The sequence below is a fragment of the Paraburkholderia sp. MM5384-R2 genome, from assembly GCF_014201025.1.
Lineage (GTDB): Bacteria > Pseudomonadota > Gammaproteobacteria > Burkholderiales > Burkholderiaceae > Paraburkholderia > Paraburkholderia tuberum.
Genome location: NZ_JACHDI010000001.1, coordinates 258,591 through 284,493, shown reverse-complemented (window position 1 = coordinate 284,493; position 25,903 = coordinate 258,591). Strand labels below are relative to the sequence as shown.

The 25,903-nt window shown below is 64.4% G+C and carries 20 protein-coding genes; 16 read left to right on the top strand and 4 right to left on the bottom strand.

What is annotated here, in order from left to right; translation table 11 throughout:
* Positions 1-26: 26 nt before the first annotated feature.
* The 13 genes from HDG37_RS01390 to HDG37_RS01330 all read left to right on the top strand — a co-directional run bounded on the left by HDG37_RS01390 (position 27) and on the right by HDG37_RS01330 (position 15,564).
* A complete protein-coding gene (locus tag HDG37_RS01390; RefSeq protein WP_184043733.1) occupies positions 27-482 on the top strand; it encodes a low molecular weight phosphotyrosine protein phosphatase in 456 nt (151 codons plus the stop codon).
* Entirely contained in the window at positions 476-1,681 is a 1,206-nt protein-coding gene (locus HDG37_RS01385) for a polysaccharide biosynthesis/export family protein (RefSeq protein WP_184043731.1), read from the top strand. Before HDG37_RS01390 ends, HDG37_RS01385 begins: the two co-directional genes overlap by 7 nt.
* A gap of 136 nt (positions 1,682-1,817) precedes the next feature.
* Positions 1,818-4,016, top strand: coding sequence for a polysaccharide biosynthesis tyrosine autokinase (locus HDG37_RS01380; protein WP_184044472.1), 2,199 nt, complete (start codon positions 1,818-1,820; stop codon positions 4,014-4,016).
* Positions 4,017-4,072: 56 nt separating this feature from the next.
* On the top strand, positions 4,073-5,014 hold the full coding sequence (locus tag HDG37_RS01375) for a glycosyltransferase family 2 protein (protein WP_184043729.1): 942 nt from the start codon (positions 4,073-4,075) through the stop codon (positions 5,012-5,014).
* The gene (locus HDG37_RS01370; protein WP_184043727.1) at positions 5,011-6,171 is read left to right on the top strand and encodes a glycosyltransferase family 4 protein; all 1,161 of its coding nucleotides are present in this window, start codon (positions 5,011-5,013) and stop codon (positions 6,169-6,171) included. Before HDG37_RS01375 ends, HDG37_RS01370 begins: the two co-directional genes overlap by 4 nt.
* Positions 6,172-6,174: 3 nt before the next feature.
* Positions 6,175-7,677 carry a glucose-6-phosphate isomerase gene (locus tag HDG37_RS01365; RefSeq protein WP_184043725.1) on the top strand — a complete coding sequence of 501 codons (1,503 nt, stop codon included), beginning with the start codon at positions 6,175-6,177 and terminating at the stop codon, positions 7,675-7,677.
* On the top strand, positions 7,674-8,903 hold the full coding sequence (locus HDG37_RS01360; RefSeq protein WP_184043723.1) for a glycosyltransferase family 4 protein: 1,230 nt from the start codon (positions 7,674-7,676) through the stop codon (positions 8,901-8,903). The genes HDG37_RS01365 and HDG37_RS01360 overlap by 4 nt, the downstream gene beginning before the upstream one ends.
* A gap of 70 nt (positions 8,904-8,973) precedes the next feature.
* Entirely contained in the window at positions 8,974-10,140 is a 1,167-nt protein-coding gene (locus HDG37_RS01355; RefSeq protein ID WP_184043721.1) for a glycosyltransferase family 4 protein, read from the top strand.
* Positions 10,141-10,469: 329 nt separating this feature from the next.
* Entirely contained in the window at positions 10,470-12,848 is a 2,379-nt protein-coding gene (locus tag HDG37_RS01350; protein ID WP_184043719.1) for an ATP-binding protein, read from the top strand.
* Positions 12,849-12,885: 37 nt separating this feature from the next.
* Entirely contained in the window at positions 12,886-13,617 is a 732-nt protein-coding gene (locus HDG37_RS39955; protein WP_184043717.1) for a methyl-accepting chemotaxis protein, read from the top strand.
* Positions 13,614-14,153 carry a hypothetical protein gene (locus tag HDG37_RS01340; protein WP_184043715.1) on the top strand — a complete coding sequence of 180 codons (540 nt, stop codon included), beginning with the start codon at positions 13,614-13,616 and terminating at the stop codon, positions 14,151-14,153. The genes HDG37_RS39955 and HDG37_RS01340 overlap by 4 nt, the downstream gene beginning before the upstream one ends.
* 33 nt (positions 14,154-14,186) lie before the next feature.
* Positions 14,187-15,167, top strand: a complete 981-nt coding sequence (locus tag HDG37_RS01335; protein ID WP_184043713.1) for a chemotaxis protein CheX — start codon at positions 14,187-14,189, stop codon at positions 15,165-15,167.
* A gap of 31 nt (positions 15,168-15,198) precedes the next feature.
* On the top strand, positions 15,199-15,564 hold the full coding sequence (locus HDG37_RS01330; RefSeq protein WP_018418019.1) for a response regulator: 366 nt from the start codon (positions 15,199-15,201) through the stop codon (positions 15,562-15,564).
* A 42-nt stretch (positions 15,565-15,606) separates the two neighbouring features.
* On the opposite strand, the gene gmd is transcribed toward HDG37_RS01330, so the two are convergent.
* From gmd to HDG37_RS01310, 4 genes are all read right to left on the bottom strand, one after another.
* Positions 15,607-16,650, bottom strand: coding sequence for a GDP-mannose 4,6-dehydratase (gmd, locus tag HDG37_RS01325; RefSeq protein WP_184043711.1), 1,044 nt, complete (start codon positions 16,648-16,650; stop codon positions 15,607-15,609).
* Between the two features lie 56 nt (positions 16,651-16,706).
* Positions 16,707-17,456 carry an SGNH/GDSL hydrolase family protein gene (locus tag HDG37_RS01320; protein WP_184043709.1) on the bottom strand — a complete coding sequence of 250 codons (750 nt, stop codon included), beginning with the start codon at positions 17,454-17,456 and terminating at the stop codon, positions 16,707-16,709.
* Positions 17,453-18,535 (bottom strand): acyltransferase, encoded by a 1,083-nt coding sequence (locus tag HDG37_RS01315; protein WP_184043707.1) that lies wholly within the window; start codon positions 18,533-18,535, stop codon positions 17,453-17,455. The genes HDG37_RS01320 and HDG37_RS01315 overlap by 4 nt, the downstream gene beginning before the upstream one ends.
* A 258-nt stretch (positions 18,536-18,793) precedes the next feature.
* Positions 18,794-19,060, bottom strand: a complete 267-nt coding sequence (locus HDG37_RS01310; RefSeq protein ID WP_184043705.1) for a hypothetical protein — start codon at positions 19,058-19,060, stop codon at positions 18,794-18,796.
* Between the two features lie 33 nt (positions 19,061-19,093).
* Between HDG37_RS01310 and HDG37_RS01305 the strand changes: the two genes are divergently transcribed.
* The 3 genes from HDG37_RS01305 (at position 19,094) to HDG37_RS01295 (ending at position 25,274) form a co-directional block, all read left to right on the top strand.
* Positions 19,094-21,295, top strand: coding sequence for a hypothetical protein (locus HDG37_RS01305; RefSeq protein ID WP_184043703.1), 2,202 nt, complete (start codon positions 19,094-19,096; stop codon positions 21,293-21,295).
* 62 nt (positions 21,296-21,357) lie between these two features.
* On the top strand, positions 21,358-22,824 hold the full coding sequence (locus HDG37_RS01300) for a flippase (protein ID WP_184033630.1): 1,467 nt from the start codon (positions 21,358-21,360) through the stop codon (positions 22,822-22,824).
* Positions 22,821-25,274: a glycosyltransferase family 4 protein gene (locus HDG37_RS01295; protein WP_184043701.1), complete on the top strand. Its 2,454-nt coding sequence runs from the start codon at positions 22,821-22,823 to the stop codon at positions 25,272-25,274. Before HDG37_RS01300 ends, HDG37_RS01295 begins: the two co-directional genes overlap by 4 nt.
* Positions 25,275-25,903 lie beyond the last annotated feature (629 nt).

The following is a 25,903-nucleotide window of genomic DNA, read 5'->3' as shown; positions in this document are numbered from 1 at the left end:
CCGCAATCGCCGCGAGAGAGTTCGCCATGTTCGACAACGTTCTGATCGTGTGCCACGCCAACGTGTGCCGGTCGCCCGCCGCCGAGATGCTGTTCAAGGCGAGCCAGGCGCGCGCGCCGCGCTCGGGGGCCGTACCTATCGCGTTTCATTCGGCGGGCATTCGTGCGGTGAACGGCCACGGCATGGACCCGGTGATGCGGCGCCTGCTGGAAGAGCGCGGCGTCGCGGCCGGCGTTCACCACGCGCGGCGCCTCGAGCGCTCGCTCGTGCGCGCGGCCGATCTCGTGCTGGTGACCGAGCGCGCGCAGGTGAGCAAGGTCGAAGCGCTCGATCCGTCCGCGCGCGGCAAGGTCTATCCGCTCGGCAAGTGGGAAGCCGATTCGGACGTCGCCGATCCGCACGGCGGCGCGGAAGACGAATACAGGGAGAGTCTCGTGCTCATCGAACATCTGGTCATGGGATGGCTGAAAAAAATATGCTGAAGAAACCCCGCATCGAAAACTCATTCGCGAGCTTGCGCACGAAGCTCGCCGCCTCACTTCTGCTGACGTCCTTTCTGTCGGCCTGCGCGAGCGCACCGGGCAATTACCTCGACACGTCGCGGCTCAAGGACAACGATCAGGCGCCGAGCGAAACCTATCCGGTCCATCTGATCGACGCGACCCTGATCATGGCGCAGGCGCAAGCCGCCGCCGCGAAAACCCAGCCGTTGCCGCCAGCGGCGCTGTCCGATCCGTCGCTGTACGTGTACCACCTCGCGCCGCAGGACATTCTCGGCATCACCGTGTGGGATCACCCCGAGCTGACCACGCCGCAGGGCAGTACCTTGTCCTCGGGCGGCAATACCACGCAGACGATCGCGGGTGCGTTGCAGCAACCGTATACGGCCGCGCTGCCGGGCCAGGCCGATCCGTACGGCCAGACCGTCGCCGCCGACGGCACGATCTTTTTCCCGTTCGTCGGCCGCATCCAGGCCGCGGGCAAGACCACGACCGAGCTGCGCGATCAGCTCGCCGCCCGCCTCGTGCCCTATATCCGCAATCCCCAGGTCGACGTGCGCGTGCTGTCGTATCGCGGCCAGAAGGTGCAGGTCACGGGCGAAGTGAAGCAGCCGGGACCGCTCGCGGTCAGCGACGTGCCGCTGAAGCTGGTCGACGCGATCACGCGCTCGGGCGGCACGAACCCGGACGCCGACATCCAGCGCGTGCGACTCACGCGCAACCACAAGCTCTATGTGCTCAATGCCGATCGCATGCTCGATCAGGGCGATACCACCCAGGACGTGATGCTGCAGAACGGCGACGTGATCAACGTGCCGGACCGCACCGACAGCCGCATCTTCGTGCTGGGCGAAGTGAAGACGCCGATCCAGGTGCCGATCGTGCGCGGCCGCATGACGATCGCCGACGCGCTCACGCAAGGGGGCGGCATCCTCAACACCGACGCCAATCCGCGCCAGATCTACGTGATGCGCGGCATGCGCGAGCATCCGACCACGCCCGAGGTGTTCCGCCTCGACATGACGCAGCCGGACTCGATCATGCTGTCCTCGCAGTTCCAGTTGCAGCCGCTCGACGTCGTGTACGTGGGCACCGCCGCGTCGACCACGTTCAACCGTGTGTTGCAGCAGGTGCTGCCGAGCGTGCAGGCGCTGTTCTATCTGAAGCAGCTGACGCGCTGAACGTTTGGCCTGTAACGTCCCGCGCCGCTGTTGTCCGCGCGGTGCGGGACGTGCAACGAAAGCAGAAGTACCGCTGACGCGAAAGCCGAAGCCAACGACACGGGATGGAACAGTGAGCAATCAACTCTCTCCACACATGGCTGGTCCGATCAAGACCGAAGAAGAAGACGTCGTCCTCGGACAACTGGTGCAGGTGATCCTCGACGACATCTGGTGGCTGCTCGCGATCACCGCGATCATCGTCGCGATGGCGGTCGCGTACTGCTACCTCGCCAGGCCGACTTATTCGGCCGATGCGCACGTGCGCGTCGAGCAGTCCGACAGCATGTCGCAGGCGCTCACGCAAACGCAGACCGGCGCAGCGATCACCAGCGGCTCGACGTCGCTGCCGACCGACGCCGAGATCGAAATCATCAAGAGTCGTGGCGTGGTCGCGCCGGTCGTGCAGCAGTTGAAGCTGAACTTCAGCGTTACGCCGAAGACGATCCCGCTGCTCGGCAACATCGCCGCGCGCCTCGCGACGCCGGGCCAGCCCGCGCGCGCGTGGCTGGGGCTCACGTCCTACGCATGGGGCGGAGAAAAAGTCGACGTCGATTCGATCGACGTGACGCCGTCGCTCGAAGGCGAGAAGCTGCTGCTGCGCGTGATCGACGCGCAGCACTATGAACTGTTCGCGCCGAACGGCTCGCTGCTGCTGCGCGGCCAGGTCGGGCAGCAGGCGCAGGGCGGGGGCGTGACGATGGTCGTCAACACGCTGATCGCGCGCCCCGGGCAGGAGTTCACCATCGTGCGCTCGAACGATCTCGATGCGATCACCGCGTTCCAGTCGGCGATCACGGTGCAGGAGCAGGGCAAGCAGACCGGCGTGATCCAGATCTCGCTGGAGGATAAGAGTCCCGAGCATGCGGCGCTCGTCGCCAATGCGCTCGCGCAGTCGTATCTGCGCGAGCACGTGTCGAACAAGCAGGCCGACGCAAGCAGGATGCTCGACTTCCTGAAGAGCGAGGAGCCGCGCCTGAAGGCCGATCTCGAACGCGCGGAGGCCGCGCTGACCGCTTATCAACGTCAGTCCGGCTCGATCAACGCGAGCGACGAGGCGAAGGTCTACCTCGAAGGCAGCGTGCAATACGAGCAGCAGATCGCCGCGTTGCGTCTGCAGATGACGCAGCTCGCCGAGCGCTACGGCGACGACCATCCGACGCTCGTCGCCGCGCGTCAGCAGATGGCCGAATTGGAGGCGCAGCGCACCAAATACGCGGACCGCTTCCGCAATCTGCCGGCCACCGAAGTGAAGGCCGTGCAGTTGCAGCGCGACGCGAAGGTGGCCGAAGACATTTACGTGCTGCTGCTCAATCGCGTGCAGGAGCTGTCGGTGCAGAAGGCGGGCACCGGCGGCAACGTCCATATCGTCGACGCCGCGCTGCGCCCCGGCGCGCCGGTCAAGCCGAAGAAGATGCTGATCATCTCGGCGGCCGTGATTCTCGGGCTGATCGCGGGCACCGGTTTCGTGTTCGTGCGCCGCAATCTGTTCAAAGGCATCGACGACCCCGATCACGTCGAGCGCGCGTTCCATCTGCCGGTGTTCGGCCTCGTGCCGCAAAGCGCCGAGCAGGTGCAGCTCGAAAACAGCTATGCGCGGGGCGGCGAACGGCTGCGTCCGGTGCTTGCGAACGCGCGGCCGAAGGACGTGACGATCGAAAGTCTGCGCAGCCTGCGCACCGCGATGCAGTTCACGCTGATGGACGCGCGCAACCGCATCGTGATGCTGACGGGGCCGATGGCCGGCGTCGGCAAGAGCTTCCTCAGCGTGAACCTGGCGATGCTGCTCGCCCATTCGGGCAAGCGCGTGCTGCTGATCGACGGCGACATGCGGCGCGGCACGCTCGAACGTTACGTGGGCGGCTTGCAGGAAAACGGCCTGTCCGAGCTGCTGAGCGGCCAGATCTCGCTGGAGGAAGCGATTCGCGGTTCGAGCATCGAGGGCCTGAGCTTCATCTCGTGCGGCCGCCGTCCGCCGAATCCGTCCGAGCTGCTGATGTCGCCGCGTCTGCCGCAGTATCTCGACGGCCTCGCGAAGCGCTACGACGTGATCCTGATCGACACGCCGCCGGTGCTCGCGGTGACCGATGCGTCGATCATCGGCGCGTATGTGGGCTCGACGTTCTTCGTGATGCGCTCGGGCATGCACAGCGAGCTCGAGCTGGCCGATGCGCTGAAACGCCTGCGCTCGGCGGGCGTCCACGTGCAGGGCGGCATCTTCAACGGCATGCCGGCGCGCTCGCGGGTCGGCTACGACCGCGGCTACGCGGCGACTCAGGCATACCTGAGTACGTGACGCGGACTCCGCACTCCAGCACCGACTTCTGCACGACAGGAACAGAGGAGATCACGATGAAACTGACGGTACTGGTACCGACTTATCGCCGCCCGGCCGATCTGGCGCGCTGCCTCGCGGCGCTCGAGCGGCAATCGCGCGCGCCCGACGAAGTGATCGTGGTCGCGCGCGTCGACGACGACGCGACCCATGCGTGCCTGCGCGATCCGTCCACGGGCGGCCGCCTGCCGCTCGTGATCGCGCCGGTGGACATACCCGGCCAGGTCGCGGCCCTCAATCGCGGGCTCGACGCCGCGAGCGGCGACGTGATCGCGATCACCGACGACGACGCCGCGCCGCGCCGCGACTGGGTCGAGCGCATCGCGGCCGCGTTCGAAGCCGACGCGCGCCTCGGCGCGCTGGGCGGGCGCGACTGGGTGCACGAGAAAGGCCGCGTGCTCGACGGCGAGCGGCCGCTGGTCGGCAAGGTGACCGCGCACGGCAAGATCATCGGCAATCATCATCTGGGTGTCGGTGCGGCGCGCGAGGTCGACATCCTGAAGGGCGCCAACATGAGCTACCGGCGCGCAGCGGTGCGCACGATCCGCTTCGACGCGCGTCTGCGCGGCGCGGGCGCGCAGGTGCACAACGACATGGCGTTCAGCCTCGCGGTGAAAAACGCGGGCTGGAAGCTCGTGTACGACCCGCAGATCGCGGTCGATCATTTCCCGGCCGAGCGTTTCGACGACGACAAACGCGACGCGCAGACGATGGCCGCGCTGCGCAACGCCGCGTTCAACTTCCATCTGATCCTGCGCGACCAGTTGCCGCCGCTGCGCCGCGAAGCCGCGTGGTGGTGGTGGACGCTGGTCGGTACACGGCTTTATCCGGGCCTCACGCATGCGGCGCTCGCGCTGCTGTCGAAGCAGGCGCAGTTGAAGCTGTCGCGCTGGCGCGAGGTTCGCGCAGGCGCCCATGAGGCGCGGCGCGCGCTGTCGAAGAGCGGAGTGTCCGCATGAGTACGAAGGTTCACGTTCATCTCTTTTACGGCGCCGATCCGCGTTTTTATCGCAAGGGCGACGATATCGGCTGCCTGTACGGTTATCACCATGCGCAGTCCGAAGCATTCGCGCTGACTTATTCGCAGGACGCGCGCGAAAGCCGGCCCGTGCGGCTCGTACGGCGCGCGCTGAAGGCCGCGCTCGGCTTCGATTTCATCCATACGTGGCGCAATCGCGCGCAGATGCTGCGCTCGGACGTGATCTGGACGCATACCGAGCAGGAGTGGCTGGCCGCCGCGCTGATGCTGCTGCTGTGCGGGCGCAAGGCGGGGCCGGGCGCGTCGCCGCTGCTGCTCGCGCAAAGCGTGTGGCTGCTCGACAAGTGGCCGTCGTATGGCATCTTGCGCAGCTGGTTGTATCGCAAGCTGTTGACGCGGGCGGATCGCTTGACCACACTCGCTAGCGAAAACGCCGGGTTGTGCCAACGCTATTTCCATCGCGACGCGACGCCGCTGCTGTACGGCCTGAACACGCGCGACTTCCCGGTCACCCCGCCGACGCAGTGGACGCCGCGCACGCCGCTGCGCATCGCGGCGATCGGCAACGATCGCGACCGCGACTGGGAGACGCTGATCAAGGCGTTCGGCAACGATCCGCGCTACACGGTGAAGCTCGCGACGCGGCGGCGCATTCCCGCGTCGCTGCGCGCTTCGAATGTCGAGATCGCGCTGTTTTCCGGCATCAAAAAGCAGCACGAGCTGTACGACTGGGCCGACGTGATCGTCGTGCCGCTGCGGCCGAACTCGCACGCCTCGGGTATCACGGTGATGCTCGAAGCAGCGGCGCTCGGCAAGCCGATGGTCGCGACCGACGTCGGCGCGCTGCGCGATTATTTTCCCGCCGACGAAGCCGCCTACGTGCCGCCGTTCAATCCGCAGGCACTGCGCGATGCGCTCGACCGGCTCGCCGCCGAGCCTGACGAGGCGCTGCGCCAGGCACAGGCAGCCGCGGCCGGTCTGCTCGCGCGCGATCTGACCACCCAGCACTACGCGATGCAGCACGTGCGGATCACGCGCGAGATGCTGAGCGCGCGCGGGCAGGCGAGCGCGCATGCCGGCGCGGCCACGCACGCGCAGCCCGCCGCACCCGGGCGCGAATCGCGCGGAGGCCTATAAGCGATGTCGACGATTCCGCGCGCGAACCCGTTGCCGCCGCCAGGCGCGGCCAACGCCGGCCCTGCAAAACACGCCGCGAGCGGGCTGCTGTCAGGCGGCCCGCGAGAATGGCTGCCGCCGCTCCTGCTGTGGCTGATCGCCGCGGTGCTGGTCGTCGCGCATCAGGGCACGGTGCTCACGCTGGCGTTCCCGGTGCTGGCGATCCTGACGGGCCTGTGGCTCTACTTCAAGAGCCCGGCGCGCTACATCGGCTTCATGTGGTGGCTGTGGTTCCTGAGCCCCGAAGTGCGGCGTCTCGCCGACTGGTCAAAGGGCGCGTTCACGCCGACGAGCCTGATCCAGGTCGCGCCGCTCGCCGTCACGATGATCAGCGGGCTGTCGCTGCTGCGCTACTACCGGCTGCTCGCGCAGCGCCGCGGTTTGCCGGTGCTGCTGATCCTGCTCGGCCTGATCTACGCGTTCCTGATCGGCGTGATGTCGAGCGGCCCGCTCGCGGCCACCTACGACCTCGCGAACTGGCTCTACCCGATCCTGATCGGCTTTCACATCATGGCGCACACGCGCCAGTATCCGCAGTATCGCGACACGATCATCAACACGTTCATCTGGGGGATGCTGGTGATGGGCGGCTACGGCCTGATCCAGTTTTTCATCATGCCGCCGTGGGACGCGCTGTGGATGCTCGGCTCGCAGATGAACTCGCAGGGCGACCCGGTGCCGATGGGCGTACGCGTGTTCAGCACGATGAACTCGTCGGGCCCGTTCGCGTTCGCGATGATGGGCGCGATGGTGTTCGTGATGGCCGCGCAGCATCGCGTGCGCTGGATCGCCGCCGCGCTCGGCTTCTTCTCGTTCGCGCTGAGCCTCGTGCGCTCGACGTGGGGAGGCTGGGTCATCGCGCTCCTGATCCAGCTCGTGAAGTCGAACAACAAGGTGCGCGTGCGCATCGTCGCGAGCGCGGTACTGCTCGCCGGCTTGTGCGTGCCGCTGCTGGCGGTGGGTCCGGTGGCCGAGCGGATGCAGGCGCGGCTAAACACGATCGTCAATCTGCACGACGACCAGAGCTACGCGGCGCGCAACGAGTTCTACGCGACCTTCGCGAAGACCGCGTTTACCGACGTCTCGGGCGAGGGCATGGGCGCGACCGGCACCTCGACGAAACTGTCCAACGACGGCGGCCAGCTCGGCCAGTACGGCAACTTCGACAGCGGCGTGATGAACATTCCGTTCGTGCTCGGCTGGCCCGGCACCTTGCTGTACATGTCCGGCATCGTGTGGCTGCTGACGCGCGCGGTGCTCGGCTCGTTCAGGCTGCGCGACGACAAGTTCGTCTCCGCGTGCCTGAGCCTGTGTCTTGCGACCTTCGCGATGCTCGTGTTCACGAACTCGCTGGTCGGCACCGGCGGCCTGCTGCTTTTCATGGGCGCTTTTTCGATTCTTTCCGCGGTTCACCACGAAAAAATGAACCGCGCACGCACGCTATTTCTCCACGGAGGCACGGATTGAGAGTCGCCATTGTCACGCACGTAGTGCGCCATAACGACGGCCAGGGGCGCGTCAACCACGAGATCGCGCGCGCGGCGCTCGACGAGAACATTCGCGTGACGCTGGTCGCGTCGCACGTGGCGCCCGAGCTGCTCGCGCATCCTAACGTGCGCTGGGCGCCGGTGAAGATCGGCCGCTGGTGGCCCACCAATCTGCTGCGCCAGCAGGTGTTCGCGGCGAAGAGCGCACTGTGGCTGCGCGCGCATCGCCGCGACTACGACGTGCTGCACGTGAACGGCTTCATCACCTGGATGTGCGCCGACGTCAATACCTCGCATTTCGTGCATAGCGGCTGGTTCGCGAGCAAGTACTACCCGTTCGGTCTCACGAAGGGCGTGTGGTCCGCGTACCAGTCGGTCTATACGCGCTGCAACGCGTTGCTCGAGCGCTGGGCGTACCGGCGCTCGAAGGTGATTACCGCGGTGTCGCAGAAGGTCGCCGACGAAATCCGCGCGATCGGTCTCACGCCGCGCAACCGCGTGGACGTCATCTACAACGGCGTCGACACGCAGGGTTTCGCGGCGGCGAGTGGCGATCGCGCAAAGTTCCGGTTACCGGACGATGTGTTCCTGCTGCTGTTCGTGGGCGACCTGCGCACGCCGCGCAAGAATCTCGGCACCGTGCTCGCCGCGTTGAAGCATCTGCCCGAGCATGTGCAGATCGCGGTGGCCGGCTTTCTGCCGGGCAGCCCGTATCCGGACGAGGCGAAGGCGCTCGGCATCGCGCATCGCGTGCATTTTCTCGGGCTCGTGAAGGAGATGCCGGTGCTGATGCATTCGGTCGACGCGTTCGTGTTCCCGTCGCGCTACGAAGCGATGAGTCTGTCGCTGCTCGAAGCGATGGCGGCGGGGCTGCCCGTCGTGACCGCGCGCACGGCTGGCGGCGCCGAGATCATCACGCCCGAGTGCGGCATCGTGCTGGACGATCCCGACGACCCGCAAGCGCTCGCTCGCGCGGTCGCGCAACTCGCCGGCGACGACAGCGCGCGCCACGCGATGGGCAAAGCCGCGAGCGAGCTCGCGACCGGCTTCGGCTGGGCGCGCATGGCCGCGCAATACATCGCGCTGTACCGGCAGTTGGCCGGGCAGCAGGAAAACCGCCGGCGCAGCCAGACGGAAGCGACGGTCGTCGCGCAGAACGATGCGCTGACGCTGAACCATCTCGCCGGACAGAAGAGCGTGGAATGACCGCGCGAAGCGCGCCATCCACGTCTACACATAGCAACTCACCGCAAGCAACGCACAGGGGCACACCATCATGACGACTGGCTCAATCAAATCACTGCAGATCGGGATGCACTGGTTTCCCGAACGCGCGGGCGGCCTCGACCGCATGTACTACTCGCTGGTCGGCGCGCTGCCGGGCGCGGGCGTCGCGGTGCGCGGCGTCGTCGCCGGCTCGCCGAAAGTCGCGGCCGATACCGGTGGCGCGATCAACGGCTTCGGCCCCGCCGCGCAATCGCTGCCGCTGCGGCTAATGGCGGCACGCCGCGCGCTACGCCACGAAATCCGCACGTCGCGGCCCGATGTGATTTCGTCGCACTTCGCGCTCTATACGTTTCCGGGGCTCGACGTGACGCGCGGCATTCCGCAGGTGTCGCATTTTCAGGGACCGTGGGCCGACGAGAGCCACGTCGAAGGCGCCGATTCGTTCGGCCAGCGCGCGAAGCGTTATCTGGAGCAGTCGGTATACGCGCGTTCGTCGCGGTTGATCGTCCTGTCCGACGCGTTCGGCAAGATTCTCACGACGCGCTACGGCATCTCGCCGGAGCGCGTGCGCGTGGTGCCGGGCTGCGTCGATGTCGAGCAGTTCAATCTGCCGATCACGCAGGCCGAGGCGCGTCTGCGTCTGCAATTGCCGCAGGACCGACCGATCGTGCTGGCGGTGCGACGGCTGGTGCGGCGCATGGGTCTCGAAGATCTGATCGATGCGGTGAAGCTGCTCAAACGCAGCGCGCCCGACGTGCTGCTGCTGATCGCGGGCAAGGGTCGGCTCGAAGGTGAGCTGGAGGCGCGCATCGTCGACGCGGGGCTCGAACACAACGTGAAGCTGCTCGGCTTCGTGCCCGATCAGCATCTGGCGGCGCTGTATCGCGCGGCCAACATCAGCGTCGTGCCGACCGTCGCGCTGGAAGGCTTCGGGCTCATCACGGTCGAATCGCTTGCGTCGGGCACGCCGGTGCTGGTGACGCCGGTCGGTGGATTGCCGGAGGCGGTGGCGGGTTTGTCGCCCGATCTGGTGTTGCCGGAGACCGGCGCAGCTGCGATCGCCGCGGGTCTCGCCGGCGCGCTGAACGGTACGCTGAAGTTGCCCGATGCGGATGCATGCCGCCGCTATGCGCGCGAACGCTTCGATAACGCGGTGATCGCGAAGCGGGTCGCGGCGGTGTATGCCGAAGCGATTGCGGGGAGCGTGCTGCATTGAAGCGCAGCGGCGGCGGTTCAAACGAATGAAAAAAGGGGCGAGGCTCGGATCGCTGCGTTCGGGCCTCGCGTTCATGTCGCCGCAAGAGCGGCAAAAAAACAGGCCACAAATAACGGCACTTTTCTGTTGAACTTGAGCCCGGATCAGCCCTTAGCCGCGATTTTTCGACCTTATTTTTCAAATCCCTGAAACGTGGCGCCCGGCATCGACTTCGTCACGTTGACGTCACACATCCGTGACGATAATCCCCGCGCCCGAAAGTACAAAAACACACGGGCGTCCCGCCAGAAAGCGGGGACCTTGTATTTTCAGATCTCGGGGATTCTCAGATGACCATCCGTCACCGCATCACGCTTCTCGTCATTCTGATGCTTGTCGCGCTATCGGCCATTGGCGGATACGCCGTGCTTCAGACCCGCAACAGCGCCGCCAACGTCAGGCAGGTCACCCAGGGCGTCGTGCCGAGCGCGCTCGCGTCGGCAGACCTCGTATCGCAGGTCAAGGACGTGCAGCTCGCGATGATGACGCTCGTCTATGCGCCTGACGCGAACATGGTCTCGCAGGCTCAAGACCTGCTGAAGAGCAAGGAAGCGTCGTTGCAGGCGGCGCTCGACGTGCAGGCGAAGGCCGCGCAAGGTCAGGCCCAAACCGGGCTCGTGAGCCAGGCGCGCGACAGCCTCGCGAATTATTTCAACGCGGTCAACGACACCGCGAAGATGAAGGCCGACGGCAAGAACGAACTGGCGCAGGCCTATCTGTTCGCGAACGTCGCGCAATACCGCGATGAACTCGAAGGCATCGTCGAGACGCTGCGAATCGAAAAGAACCGCCAGAAGGACGCCGCGATCGACGAACTGAACAGCGCGCTCGCCACCACGACGACGGCGATCGGCGCCGCGACCGGCGCGGCCATCGTCGTGCTGTTGCTGATCAGCGCGCTGCTGTATCGCCAGATCACCCGGCCGCTGAGCCGCATGCAGGTGGAGATGAGCGAGATCGCGGCAAGCCAGGACTTCACGCGTCGCGTGCCGGTCGGACGCATGGACGAGATCGGTCATTCGATCGTCGCGTTCAACGGCATGATCGAGAAGATCCAGCAAAGCTCGCTGCAACTGAAGCAGAAGACCGCCGATATCCAGGCGATGCTGCAAAACATGCAGCAGGGGATTCTGACGGTGGTCGAAGGCGTGGTCGTGCATCCGGAGTACTCCGCCTATCTCGAGGCCATCTTCGAGACGCGCGAGATTGCGGGCCGTCCGTTGCTCGATCTCGTGTTCGGCGGTACCGATATCAATAGCGATGCGCTCTCACAGATCGAAGCGGCGCTGCAGGCATGCATCGGTGAAGACAGCATGAACTTCGAGTTCAATCAGCACCTGCTCGTCAACGAGATCGCCAAGCCGATGGCCGATGGCCGCGTGAAGACGCTCGACCTGAGCTGGTCGGCGATCACCGACGAACACGACGTCGTGCTGCGTTTGATGCTTTGCGTGCGCGACGTGACCGAACTGCGCGCGCTCGCCGCCGAGGCCGGCGAACAGAAGCGCCGGCTGGAAATGATCGGCGAGATTCTCGCGGTGAGTCAGGAGAAGTTCCATCACTTCGTCGAAAGCGCGACGGGCTTCATCAGCGAGAACGAACGGATCATCCGTCAGCATCACGAGCCGAGTCACGAAGCCGTCGCCGAGCTGTTCCGCAACATGCACACCGTCAAGGGCAATGCGCGCACGTACAGCCTTCAGCATCTGACCGGCATCGTCCACGAAACCGAACAGCGCTACGACGCATTGCGCCGCGCTGACAGCAGCGAAGCGTGGGACCAGCAGCTTCTGATCGAGGATCTGCAGCGCGTGAAGGCCGCGCTCGAAACCTACGCGACGATCAACGAAGTGAGCCTCGGCCGCAAGGGGCCGGGCCAGAGCGGCGTGGTGGATCGCTACCTGATGGTCGATCGCGAGTCGATCCAGAAGCAGCTGGATCTGCTCGAAAGCGCCGATCCGGCCGACCGGGACGCGCTCGTGTCGATGCGCGAATCGTTGCAGCGCGAACTGCGTCTGTTGGGCACCGAATCGATTTACGAAGCGCTCGCGGGCGTGTTCGACTCGCTGCCGTCTCTGGCGGCCGAACTCGGCAAGGAGGCGCCGGTCGTCAGCATCGACAACAACGGCTACCGCGTGCGCAGCGAGGTCAGCCATACGCTGCGCAATGTGTTCACGCACCTGCTGCGCAACTCGGTCGACCACGGCATCGAGCCTGCCGCCGAGCGTGTCGCGAACGGCAAGGACCCGGCCGGCGTCATCGAACTGGAAGTGGGCGTCGACCATCACGCGCTGCAGATCACCATCAGCGACGACGGCCGCGGTCTCGCGCTCGCGAAAATCCGCGGGGCCGCGATCGAACGCGGCTGGATCGACGCCGATGCCGCGCTCAGCGACGAAGCGATTGCCGAGATGATTTTCCGTTCCGGCTTCTCGACCGCGCAGACCGTCAGCGAGATTTCGGGCCGCGGCGTCGGCATGGATGCCGTGCGCGATTTCGTGCGGCGCGAGCATGGCCGCATCGAATTGCGTTTCACCGACGATCGTCGCGGCGCGGACTATCGCCGCTTTCAGACCGTCGTGTCGTTCCCCGAGGACTGGGCGGTGGACAGTCTCGACGCGTCCGCCGATGCAGCGCGCGAGCGTGACGCGGATGCGGTAGCAGGCTGACGGCCTGATGGATTAAACGAAGCGATGGGAGCAGGTTGTGCTTGAAAGTTATCTTTTGGCCGCAGGCGTTGGCGGTATCCTCTGCGCACTCGCGACGGGAATTTTTTATCGTCGGAAGCTTCGCGCGGGTGCGCAGGCGCAGCGTGTCGACGCGCTCGCGCGGCAGGCCCTCGAGCAGCAACTCGACGCGGCGGTCCGGCTCGGCGAGCAGGCCAACAGCGAGCGCGCCGCACTGGAGTCGATGCTCGCCGATCTGCGCGCGCAAGCCGGGCAGTGCGCGCACGATCGCGAAGCGTTGCAGGCGTCGCTCGACGCCGCGAGTTCGCGAAGCGACGAATGGCTGCAGCATGCTACGCGGATCGCGCACGAGGCGGGCCGTCTGAAGACGCTGACCATCACGTTCGAGCGTTGGCACGAGCAGATGATTTCGCTGATGTCGCAGAACCGCGACATGCACAAGAAGAACCAGGAGCTGTCGGCGATCGTGCAGCACGTGCTGATCGTTTCGCTGAATGCGTCGATCGAAGCGGCGCGCGCCGGCACCGCGGGTCGCGGCTTTTCGATCGTCGCGGGCGAAGTGCGCTCGCTGGCGTCGCGCTCGCAGGAGTTGTCGAAGAGCTATCGCGAGAGCCTGCATCGCAACGACCTGACGACGGCGGCGACGTTCCAGGACATCCAGGCCGGCGGCAAGATGATCACGGCGTCGCTCGGCGGCGTCGAAGTGCTGGCGACCCAGTTCCAATCCCGGCTCGAGCAGGCCGCAGCGTGATTACCGATCAGGCGAAGCAAAGCATCGCGGACATCTTCTGTCACGCGGCGCGCGCGAGATTGCCCGCGACGCCGGGCGATTCGTGCGAGATCACGGCGGTGCCGAGGTGGGATCGCGATCATCCGGCCGGACCTTGCGCGATGGCGTTGACGATCTCGTCGATCGGCTTTCGTCTGCTGTTCGTGCTGCATTTCGGCAAGGACGACGCGACGCACGCCTACTACGCCAGCGGCGACACGACGCGTTCGCTGTCGGAAACGCTGATGGAACTCGGCAACCTGTGCTGCGGCTACATGAACCAGCAACTGGTCGATCATTTCCCCGATCTCGGCATGTCGACGCCGTATGAATTGAACAGCGCCTGTGTCGAATATCTGGACGAGTTGCGGCCCGATCATGTGTGGGCGTACGAGCTGACGATCGGCGGTGCGGCCCGGCTGGGTGTCACGCTATGTCTATGCGCGCAGGCGCCCCTCGATTTCAAGGCTGAACTCGCCACGGCCGACGAGGCCGAAGGCGAGCTCGAACTTTTCTAGCCCCTCAACACTGCATTCGCAGACTGAAACACGATGAATACCAGCAAGCCCGTCAGCAAGGTGCTCGTGCTCGACGACTGTCCGGCACACGCGCAAGCGCTGAAGCTCTTTTTCGACGAACACAACCTGATCGCACTGAAGGTGCGCGACAGCAACCGCCTCGGCTCGGTACTGGCCACCAATATCGATCTCGGCGGCGTTCTGTTGGCGGATAACTACGGGGGCTCGGTCGAGCAGGCGGCGACGAGCGCCGCGCGCATCAATGCCTTGCGCCCCGAACTGCCGGTGATCCTGCGTTCGAGCGGCCACGCGCCGCTCGAACGGCTTCCGAAGCCGTTGACGAACGCGGTATGCGCGCATTTCAATGCCGCCGATCTGACGGCGCTGCGTGAAGCCGTCGATCAATACATCTTCAGCCTCGACTTCCCGAACGCGCTCGTGCGCGGTATCGCGGAGATCACGCAAGCGCGGCTCGCCGCGTTGTTCGACGGCGTCACGGTGCAACGCGACACGCCCAGTATCGTGCGCGATCGAATCATCTTCGGCGAGGTCTTCAGCCTGATTCCGCTCGAAGGCAACTGGTGTCGCGGTTATATGTTGATGCAGGCCGAAGAGGAGCCGCTGCTCGGCATGATCGATCGCGATCGCGCGGCACGCGAGCCCGGCATGGGCGCGGAACAACCGGGCTTTCGCGATCTGAACGACGTGCTCGGCGAATTGACCAATCTGATCTGGGGGGCATTCAAAAACCGCTTCCTCGGTCAGCAGAACGCTCGCGAAGCAAGTCAGGTGCAGGTGCCACTGCTGGTCAATCACAAGCATCGCTACATCTCGTTCGGCTCGGACAATCCGCAGTTGCGGTTTCAATATCGATTGAGCGACGCCGCGAGCGGACAGTCGGTGTCGATCGACCAGCGCTTCGTTTTCAACCTGAGCTGGTCACCCGAAGATTTTTCTGAAAACGCGATGGATGTCGACGATCTCGTCGAGTCCGGCGAACTCGATCTGTTTTGATACGACGCGTCGGTGACGCAAGGGAATGGTGATGGCAAAGATTCTGGTGGTGGACGATTCGAGCACGGTACGCGATGAAGTCGCGGGTTTTCTGGCGAAAAACGGTCTCGACGTCGCGACGGCCATCGACGGCAAGGATGGGCTTGCGAAGCTGAAAACGGATTCGAATATCCGCCTGATCGTCAGCGACGTGAACATGCCGAACATGGACGGCCTGACGATGGTCGAAAAAATCCGCGGCGAACTCGCGAACAAGACCGTCAACGTGATCATGCTGACGACCGAAAGCAGCCCCGCGATGAAGGAGCGCGGCAAGGCCGCCGGCGTGAAGGGCTGGATCGTCAAGCCGTTCAAGGGCGATGCGGTGCTGGAGACGTTCCGGAAACTGGCGGGTTGACGGGGCAGTGTGCGGCGAGCCCCGCCGCACACGGATGCCGTGTTAGAACGTCTCGTGGTGCTCGTTGCGCGCGATGTCCGCCTGCACCATCATCTGGCACAACTGTTCGAGCGAGGTTTGCGGTTGCCAGCCGAGCGTGTCGCGCGCCTTGTCCGCGCAGCCGATCAGCAGGTCCACTTCGGCCGGCCGATAGAACTTCGGATTGACGCGCACGAGCGTCTTGCCGGTCGCGACGTCGATGCCGGTCTCGCGCTCGTCCTTGCCCGCCCATTCCAGTTGATAGCCGGCCGCCGTGAACGCCATGCGCACGAAATCGCGAACCGTTTCGGTGCGGCCGGTCGCGAGCACGAAGGTGTCGGGCGCGTCGGCCTGCAGCATGCGCCACATGCCCTCGACGTATTCGAGTGCGAAGCCCCAGTCGCGCTGCGCGCTCAGGTTGCCGAGTTCGAGCACGTCCTGCTTGCCGAGCTTGATCTTCGCGACCGTGTCCGAGATCTTGCGCGTGACGAATTCGCGGCCACGTAGCGGCGATTCGTGATTGAACAGAATGCCGCTGCTCGCGAACAGGTCGTACGACTCGCGATAGTTGATCGTCGACCAGTGCGCGAACAGCTTCGCGACGCCATACGGGCTGCGCGGATAGAACGGCGTGCTTTCGCGTTGCGGCACGGCCTGCACGAGGCCGAACATCTCGGAGGTCGACGCCTGGTAGAAGCGTGTCTTCGGGCTCAGGATACGCAGGCCTTCGAGCAGATTCAGCGCGCCGACGCCGGTCACTTCGGCGGTGGTCACCGGCTGGTCGAACGACACGCCGACGAAGCTCTGCGCGGCGAGGTTGTACAGCTCGTCGGCCTGCGTGCCGTCAAGCAGGCGCAGCGTCGAGCCGAGGTCGGTGAGGTCGTGTTCGACGAGACGCAGATTCGGATGATCGAGCACGCCAAGCTCACGCATGCGCCAGAAGTTGACCGAACTCGTGCGCCGGTAAGTGCCGGTCACGTGATAGCCCTTGTCGAGCAGCAGCCGGGTCAGATAGGCGCCGTCCTGTCCGGATACGCCGGTGATGATCGCTTTGCGTGGTTGGCTCATAGCTTGCCTTCTAGTTTGTGAATAAAAAAAGCACGGAACGCGCGTAAAAACCTGGCTCAATGCGCGTTGTCCAGCAGCCGCCGCACCAACGGTTCGACGACCCGATAATCCTGTTCGGCCTTCAGCCGGTACAACTCCGGCTTTGGATGCGCGCCGTCCGACATCAGCGATTTCCAGTCGGGCAGGCTGCTCACATACGCGTATTGATCGACGAGCGGCACCTGCTGTTCGGCGGCCACGCGTCGCGTCATCGCTATCATCGCGGCGAGCCGGGCGTTGAGCCGGTCATCGGGCATCGGGTTCGAGGTCTGCAAAACAGGCTCCTTGCCGAGCGCTCGCGCGGTTTGCACGAGCGACGTCTCGGCCGCGTAAAACTGCTCGGGCGTCTGGTTGTGCATCACTTCGTTGATGCCGTAGTTGATCAACACGATCCGCGCGGGCGAGGCGGCGAGACGTTCGCGCCACGGCAGTCCCGCCGTCGGCCCCGCGCGACGATTGCCGGTGCCGTCGCGCAACTGCCAGGCCATCGTGCCGCCGACGCCATAGTTCGTGACGCGCACGCGCTCGCCGTCACGCGCCTGCAACGCTTGCTGCAGATACGTGACGGCGTTGCGGGCTTGCGGGCCGCAGTGGCCATCGCTGCAGGTGATGCCGAGCGTGGTCGAGTCGCCGTAAGCGTCGATCAGCAGTTGCGTCGGCGATGACACTGCCGGCCCGGCCACGGCCGCGCGCGTTGCCGGCGCGATCAGCATCAGCGCCGACACGACACCCAGCACGTGGGCAGCAACAACGGCCAGGCGGTTCATGCGCGGCCTTGCGGTGCTTGCCGTGCGACGTTGGCGCCGGCGCGGGTCGTCTTTCTCGACCCGCGCGCGCCGAAAATCAGGCGCTTCTCGAATGCGAACCACGTGATGCTCGCGTACACGAGCGTGATAGCGAGCGCGATCGCGGCGCTCAGATAGCGATTCAGATGCAGCGGCCACACCATGTACAGCACGCTCAGGTGGATCAGATAGATCGTGTAGCTGATGGTGCCGATATAAACGAGCACGCGATTGCACAACAGCCGCTTCACGATGCCCTTGCTCTGCAGCGCGATCACGACGATCGACGTACACAGCACCAGCGACACGCTATACAGCCCCGCATTCGACAACGGCGTATTCGCCGCGCGAAAACGCGGGTAGTGCAGATGCAGCCATGCCAGCACCGCGAGCGCGGCCAGAGCGCCGAGCACCGCGAGTCCCTTGAACGGTTCGAGCGCATTGCGATCGCGCCGCACGGCAACCGCGAGCAGCGCGCCGGCTGCGAGCAGATCCATGCGGAACGGCGTCAGGTAGTAGATTGGCCAGAACGAATCGAACCACGGCGTCGCGAGCGCGCGCAGCAGCGGCACCAGAACGATCAGCGCGGCCGCCACCAGCCCAAGCAGACGCTCGGGCACGAGCAGGATCACGAACGGCCAGAAGATATAAAACTGCTCCTCGACCGCGAGCGACCACAGCACGTTGAGGCTGTCATGACCGCTTTGATTGAGCGCATCGCCGATATTGGTCGCGAAGAACGCGTACCAGTACCAGTGCTGCGCCCACGCGAGGCCGAACAGCAGCGACGACACGGCCATCAGCAGCAGGTACGGCGGCAGGATGCGGCGCGCGCGCCGCGCATAGAAATAGCTGAAATACGACTGCTGGCGCGACTTGCGATCGAGCAGGATGCCGCTGATCAGAAAGCCGCTCAAAACGAAGAACAGATCGACGCCCATCCATAGCGGCGCTTTCAACGCGTGCTGCGCGAACACCGCGAGCACGGCGATCGCGCGCAGACCGTCGAGCTGCACGATGCGGGAATGGGAGGGCGCGAGGGGCAATGCGCTGGCTGTCATGAACCGTCCATGGTGTAAAGCGGATGAGCCGGGCGAAGCGCCGCGCGGTTCGCCACGGATTGCCAGCGAACGGGCGCGCGCTTCGCGTCGCAACTGAAGTGCAATCGATTCTAGGGAAAAGAAACTCGAGAAAAAACCCGTTGGAATGGGCTAATTGAATCAGATTGAAACAGGGTATTTCTTTAGACATTCTCGAAAGATTTATATGTTTATGTGGTGAGCATCGGGCAATCCGTAATAAGTGCGCATTGCCTGATATCACATCGGTAGGAACGGGGGATCGTCGCGACAGAGGCGACTGACGGCGAGGCTTGCGCTTTTATCGATTTTTAAAATCGTTTCTTTTGCGACGTATATGCGGACGAATATTTTTGAATTATTTTCGATTTTCGTCACCGCATTTTTTCCGCGTAACTTAGCCGTGCGGACGGCTGCCTTCAGGCGCCGCGCTTCAATCGGTTGCGCTTCGTTTCGCTTTGCCACATCACTGAATTTCGCCCCGAGCGGGCGCAGGTCCGCGTGCATCGCGTTGACCGGACATCGACTGGAGGTTCCGCCTTGCGCCGTATCACGTTCAAAAGCTGGTTCGCCCTGACAGCCGGCGCTGCCGGCGTCGTCGCCGCATCGGCCTGTCAGCCGGCGCGCGCCGAAACCGCTTTGAACGCGAAGACCTCATGGATCGGCAACAGCTTCGGCTTTGGCGATGGCACATGGACGCAGATCGATATCACCGCGATCGCGGTCACGCCCGACGGCAAGGTCTATACGAACGCGCCGTGGGACGAAAGCGGCGCCGAAGCGAGCGTCTATCAGGACGGCAAGATGCTCGGCTTCGCGGGCGGCACGCATGGCTGGGGCAACGCCGGCGGCAATGCGATCGCGGTCAACCGCAAATATGCATTCGTTGCGATCGCGGTCGGCAATGAGAAGGGGCATCTGGTCGAGCCGGGCGTGTGGCCGGACAAAGGCAAGCAATGGTTTGGTATCTCGCGGCGCCTGATCGACGAGCCGAAGCGCGTGGCACCGTTTCAGCCCGCGGCTAAAAACGCGGACCCGCACGCGCAGCTCGCGGCCGGCTTTCTGATGATGAACGAAGTGCCGACCGGCACGAACGCCGAGATCGGCGGGCTCGCCGCGAACGACACGACGCTGTTCGCGGCCAATACCGCGCGCAATCGCATCGAAGTCTACGATGCCGAATCGATGCAGCAGAAAGCGACGTGGAACGTGCACGAGCCTGGAGGTATCGCGCTCGCGCCCGACGGCACGCTATGGGTGCTCAGCGGCACGCGCGGCGATCGCGCGCCGGGTATCGAGCATTACACGGCGACCGGTCAGCGCATCGACGAGACCATCACGCTGCCGGCCGATACGGTCGCGGTCGGCCTCGCCGTCGATGCGCAAGGCCGCCTCCTGATCGCCGATAACGGGCCGCGCCAGCAGGTGCTGTTCTTCACGAAGCGCGACGGCCGCTACACGGAGTCGGGCACGCTCGGCGAGCGCGGCGGCATTTTCAGCGGCGTCGCGGGCAAGCCCGGACCGTTGCGATTCAACGGGTTGACCGGCGTGGGTGTCGATGCGCGCGGCAACGTGTACGTGTCGAACAATGGCATCGGTCCGCGTTACGAGCCGATCGGCGCGGGCCTCGGCGCGACGCTCGAAAGTTATGCGCCGAACGGCAAGCGCAACTGGCAGGTCGAGGGGCTGCTGTTCGTCGACGGCGCGTGGATCGATCCGGCCCGGCCCGACAGCGTCTATACCGGCAATAAGCGCTTCGAACTCGATTTGTCGAAGCCGTCCGGACAGGACTGGAAATACGCGGGGTTCCTGTCGAATCGGTTCAAGTACCCGGACGATCCGGTGTTCCATACCGACCAGTATCCGGGTCTGCCGATCGCGCGGCGGTTGAAGGGGCACACGTTCCTCTATCTGACCGATATGTATGCGGATCATCTGAAGATCTATCGCTTCGATCCGCAGCATGACGGCGAGACCGCGATTCCCTCGGGATTTATCGCAGGTCGCGAGCGCGCGGTCGCGAAGGTGCCGAATGCACCGCCGGGCGGTGACTGGATCTGGCGCGACACGAATGGCGACGGGCGCTTCGATCGCGACGAATACACGCTGAACACTAGCGGCACGAAGCTCGCGGGCGGCTGGGGCTGGTGGGTCGACACGGCCGGCGACATCTGGCGTACCCGGGATACGAAGGGCATCTATCGCTTCCGTTTCGGCGGAATCGACGCGAAGGGCAACCCGGTCTACTCGTACTCGAACCTGACGCAGTACCCGGTGCCGGCACCGTTCAGCGAACTGCATCGCGCGATCTATGAACCGGACACCGACACGATGTACGTGAGCGGCTATACGGCCGATATGCCGACCGCGCAGGGCTTCTGGAAGGAAGTGGGGCGCGTGCTGGTGCGCTATGACAAGTGGTCGAGCGGCAAGCCGGTGCAGCGCTACGCGATCACGCTGCCGTGGCAGACGCAGAGCAAGCCCATCGCGACGATCATCGGCGTCACGGTCGAGGGGCAATACGTGTTCGGCGTCGAGCCGGTCGGCGCGGTGCACGTGTGGGACAAGGACAGCGGCAAGGAACTCGGCGTGATCCGGCCGGGCCCCGAAGTGGGCCGCGCGTCGGGTTGGGTCGACGTGCCGAACGGTATCAGCGCGACGAAGCGCGGCGATGGCGAGTACCTCGTCTTCGTCGAGGAAGACGCGCGCGGCAAGGTGCTGATGTATCGCTGGAAGCCTTGAGGTGCGTTGGCCTCGCTGACGCAGCCCCGCACGCAATCTAACCGCAAAACCGAAGGGATTCGATGGACAAAGGCATTCTCAGGAACGTGGCAATCAACTTTTTCGGGCTCGTGCTGCCGACGTTCGTGTCGCTCGTGACCGTGCCGTCGTATATCCGGCTGCTCGGCGTGGAGCGCTACGGTGTGATCAGTCTCGTGTGGACGCTGATCGGCTACTTCGGGATTCTCGATCTCGGCATGAGCATGGCCGCGCAGAACCATATTTCGAAGGCGCGCGCGTCGGGCGATCAGCAGGAAAGCGCGCGCGTGTTCTGGAGCGCGACGTGGCTCAATCTGACGACCGGCGTTGTCGGCGGTCTGATCATCTACTTCGGCGCGTTCCTGTACACCGCGTATTTCACGAAGGTATCGCCCGAGTTGCAGCACGAAGTCTATATGGCGCTGCCGTGGCTCGCGGTCGCGATTCCGATCGCGAACGTGTCGTGGGTGTTCGCGGGCGCGATCAATGGCGCGGAACGCTTCGGCGTCTACAACACGAACCAGACGATCGGCACGTTCCTGTTCCAGCTGCTGCCGCTCGGTGCCGCGTGGTGGCTCGGCGCGACTTTGCAGAACGTACTCGCCGCGGCAGTCGTCGCGCGGATTCTCGCGGCGTTGCTGCTCGGCCGCTACGCGCTAAAAGTGCTTGAAATACGCAGCATTCAGCCGCCACGGCTCGGCGTCGCAAAGGGGCTGTTCAACTTCGGCGGCTGGATGCTGATCGCGAGCGTGACGACGATGGTCGCCGATTCGCTCGATCGCGTCATGCTCGGTTCACGGCTCGGCGCGCGTTTCGTCACGTACTACACGGTGCCGCAGAACCTCGTCACGCGTCTGAACATCGTGCCGACCGCGCTGGTACGTACGCTGTTTCCGCGGCTTTCCGCAGTCGGCCGCGCCGACGCCGACACGATCACGCAGCAATCGCTCGAATTTCTGAACGGCGTGTTCACGCCGGTCGCGCTTATCGCGATGCTGGTGCTCGAACCGTTCCTGCATCTGTGGGTCGGCAACGAGATCGCGACGGTCGCGGCGCCCGTGGGCCGCATCATGATCGTCGCCGTGTGGCTCGTCGGCCAGGCGAACGTGACGCGCATCCTGATTCAGTCGCAAGTCAATCCAGCCACCGCCGCGCGCATCGGCCTCGTCGAGTTGCCGCTTTTCGCCGGCGCGTTGTGGCTCGGTATCACGCATTTCGGGCTCACGGGCGCGGCGGTCGCGGTCGCTGCCCGCGCGCTGTTCGACTACGCGGTGCTGCTGCGTTTCGCCGCGATCCGCGCGCGCCAGATCGTGCTCGACATGCTCGCCCATCTCGCCTTCCTGCTCGCCAGCCTGTGGCTCGCCAGCTTCCTGCCGAGCCTCGCGCTCGCGATCGCCGCCGGTGTGCTGATGGTCGGCGCGAACGTCGCATGGTCGATCACGATGACGCCCGCCTTGCGCAATCTTGCGCGTTCACTGCTATTGCGACTGAATCCGAGGAAAAGCGCATGAATCAAGACGTCCTTGAAAAAAAACTGTTGAGGCCCGCGACGCGCAGCGCGCTCGACGAACTGACGAGCGTGCCCGGCATCCAGCCGGCACCGCGCCGTACCGCACCGCGCGCGAGCAAAAGCGTGCGCATCGCGATCGTGCACGACTGGCTCGTCACCTACGCGGGCGCGGAGAAAGTGCTCGAGCAGATCATCGCGTGCTTTCCCGACGCGGACCTGTTCAGCCTCGTGGACTTTCTCGACGATCGCAGCTTCCTGCGCGGCAAGCCGGTGACGACGTCGTTCATCCAGAAGTTGCCGCTCGCGCGCAGCAAGTACCGCTCGTATCTGCCGCTGATGCCGCTCGCGATCGAGCAGCTCGACGTGTCGGCGTACGACGTCGTGATCTCGAGCAGTCACGCGGTCGCCAAGGGCATTCTGACCGGTCCCGATCAGGTGCATATCAGCTACGTGCATTCGCCGATCCGCTATGCGTGGGATTTGCAGCATCAGTATCTGCAGCAGTCGAAGCTGACCAACGGCCCGAAGTCGGCGCTCGCGCGGCTGATTCTGCATTACATGCGCAACTGGGATATCCGCACATCCAACTCGGTCGACGGCTTCGTCGCGAACTCGGCGTTCATCGCGCGACGCATCAAGAAGGTGTATCAGCGCGACGCGCAGGTGATCTTCCCGCCGGTCGATGTCGAGGCGTTCACGCTGTGCACGGAGAAGGAAGACTTTTATCTGACCGCCTCGCGCATGGTGCCGTACAAGAAAATCGATCTGATCGTCGAGGCGTTCGCGCGGATGCCCGAGCGCAAGCTCGTCGTGATCGGCGACGGACCCGACATGGCGAAGATCCGCGCGAAGGCGGGGCCGAACGTCGAGATCATGGGCTATCAACCGTTCGAGGTGCTGAAGGACCGCATGAGCCGCGCGAAGGCATTCGTGTTCGCGGCCGAAGAGGACTTCGGCATTTCGGTGGTCGAGGCGCAGGCTTGCGGCACGCCGGTGATCGCGTACGGCAAGGGCGGGGCGCTCGAAACGGTGCGCGATCTGTCCGAACCGAAGCCGACCGGCATGTTCTTCGATGAACAGGATACCGACTCGATCATCGCTGCCGTGAATCGTTTCGACGAGCTTGGGCACCGGTTCCTGCCGGAGAATTGCCGCGGCAACGCCGAGCAGTTTTCGGCCGCGCATTTCCGCGAGCGCTTTTTCTCGCAGGTGCGCGCGGCGGTGCCCGCGTTGCGCACGGCGACGCTGCCGGCCTATACGCCGTATCGGCCGGCCGTGCAGGGCGCCGCGAACGTGCCGCGCATTCTCGCCGTCGATCAGAGCGGCGTGCTCGGCGGCGCCGAACTGTCGCTGCTCGAAATCGTCAAGGCGCTGAGCTCGCGCATCGAGGTCGTGCTGTTCGACGACGGGCCGTTCAACACCGCACTCGCGAAAACCGGCGTCGAGGTCACTGTACTCGATGCCGGCGCGCTCAAAAATGTGCGCAAGCAGGGCGGTTCGATGCCGAAAGCTCAGGCGTTGAAGGGACTCATCTCACTCGTGCGTGCCACCGCGAAACGCGCGCGCAAGGTGGATGTGATCTACGCGAACACGCAGCGTGCGATGGTGATCGGCGCCGTGGCCGGCAAGCTCGCGAGACGGCCGGTGGTCTGGCATTTGCGCGACATCGTCAGCGCCGAGCATTTCGGCGGCAAGCAGCTTGCGATCATCAAGTGGTGCGCGCGGCTCGGCCTCACGCACGTGATCGCCAATTCGGCTGCGTCGGCGCAGGCGTTTGCGAAGCTCACGCGGTTCGACAGCAAGCGCATCGACGTCGTGTTCAACGGGATCGCCGCGGAGCCGTTCGACGCATTGCGCACGGTGCCGCAAGCGGTGCTGCGCGAGCGCCTGAATCTGCCGCGCGACGCGTTTCTCGTCGGCTCGTTCAGCCGGCTTGCGCGTTGGAAGGGACAACATGTGCTGCTCGAAGCGATGGTGCTCAATCCGCAGATGCATGCAGTGCTGGTCGGCGCGGCGCTGTTCGGCGAGGACCAGTACGAGAGCGAACTACGCGCCTTCGTCGCCGCGCACAAGCTTGGCGAGCGCGTGCATTTTCTCGGCTTCCAGCACGATATTCCGGCCTGCATGTGCGCGGTCGACGCGGTCGTGCATACGTCGATCACCCCGGAGCCGTTCGGTCGCGTGATCGTCGAGGGGATGCTCGCGCAGCGGCCGGTCGTGGCGTCGCGCGCAGGCGGCGTGCTCGAAATCATCGACGACTACGAGAACGGCGTGCTGTGTACGCCGGGAGACGCGCATGCGCTAGCCGATACGCTCGCCGAATTGCGCTCGAACGGCGACTTGCGCGACAAACTGGTCAGGAACGGCTATCGGACGGCGCAGGAGCGCTTCGGCACGCGCAGCTATGTGGATGGGGTTGCGCAGATTCTGACCGGCGTGGCAGCGCGGTGACGAGGTGATTTTTACGCGAGGATAGACGAGGGCTTGGCCAGTCCTTGCTTGGCGTAGCGGAGCGAAAGTCTCGAACGACTTTCGCTCCGTTTTTTTTGTCGCGCTGTGCGGGTGGTGGGGCCAGCGGCCGTTAGTTGTCTGTATCAGGCCTGATCAGATGATCAAGCCTGCTTTTTGTTATTCGGGTCATGCAGTCTCATGTTCGTGCCGGGAAGTGATGAGAAATCGAATATGTGATCCGGCAAAGCCGCCAAGTCTCCCGGCTCGCCACAGGCGTTCCGGTGCCTTCACGTTTCTGTGGCTCGATTGGCCGTTTTCTGAACTGTCAGGAAGCACCGGACGGAATGATCATCTAAACGGATTGCGGTCAATAGATTAAATTCGAAATAGGACGGTTTTGACAACATTGACAATAGTTCTTGCTGGAGCCTATAGCCCCCGAAGGCGAGAGCCAACAAAAATGCGGTATTGAGCTGCTTTATTTGTCGAATCGCGATACTGGAAGGATGTGCATGAACATCAGATTTCCGGAGTCATTGTAAATATATGTCAAAATGGTTTTGTCTCAAATTAAAGTCCTTGACCGTGACCCGTTTAGATGATTAATTCGCAGGGTATTTTTTCTGGAA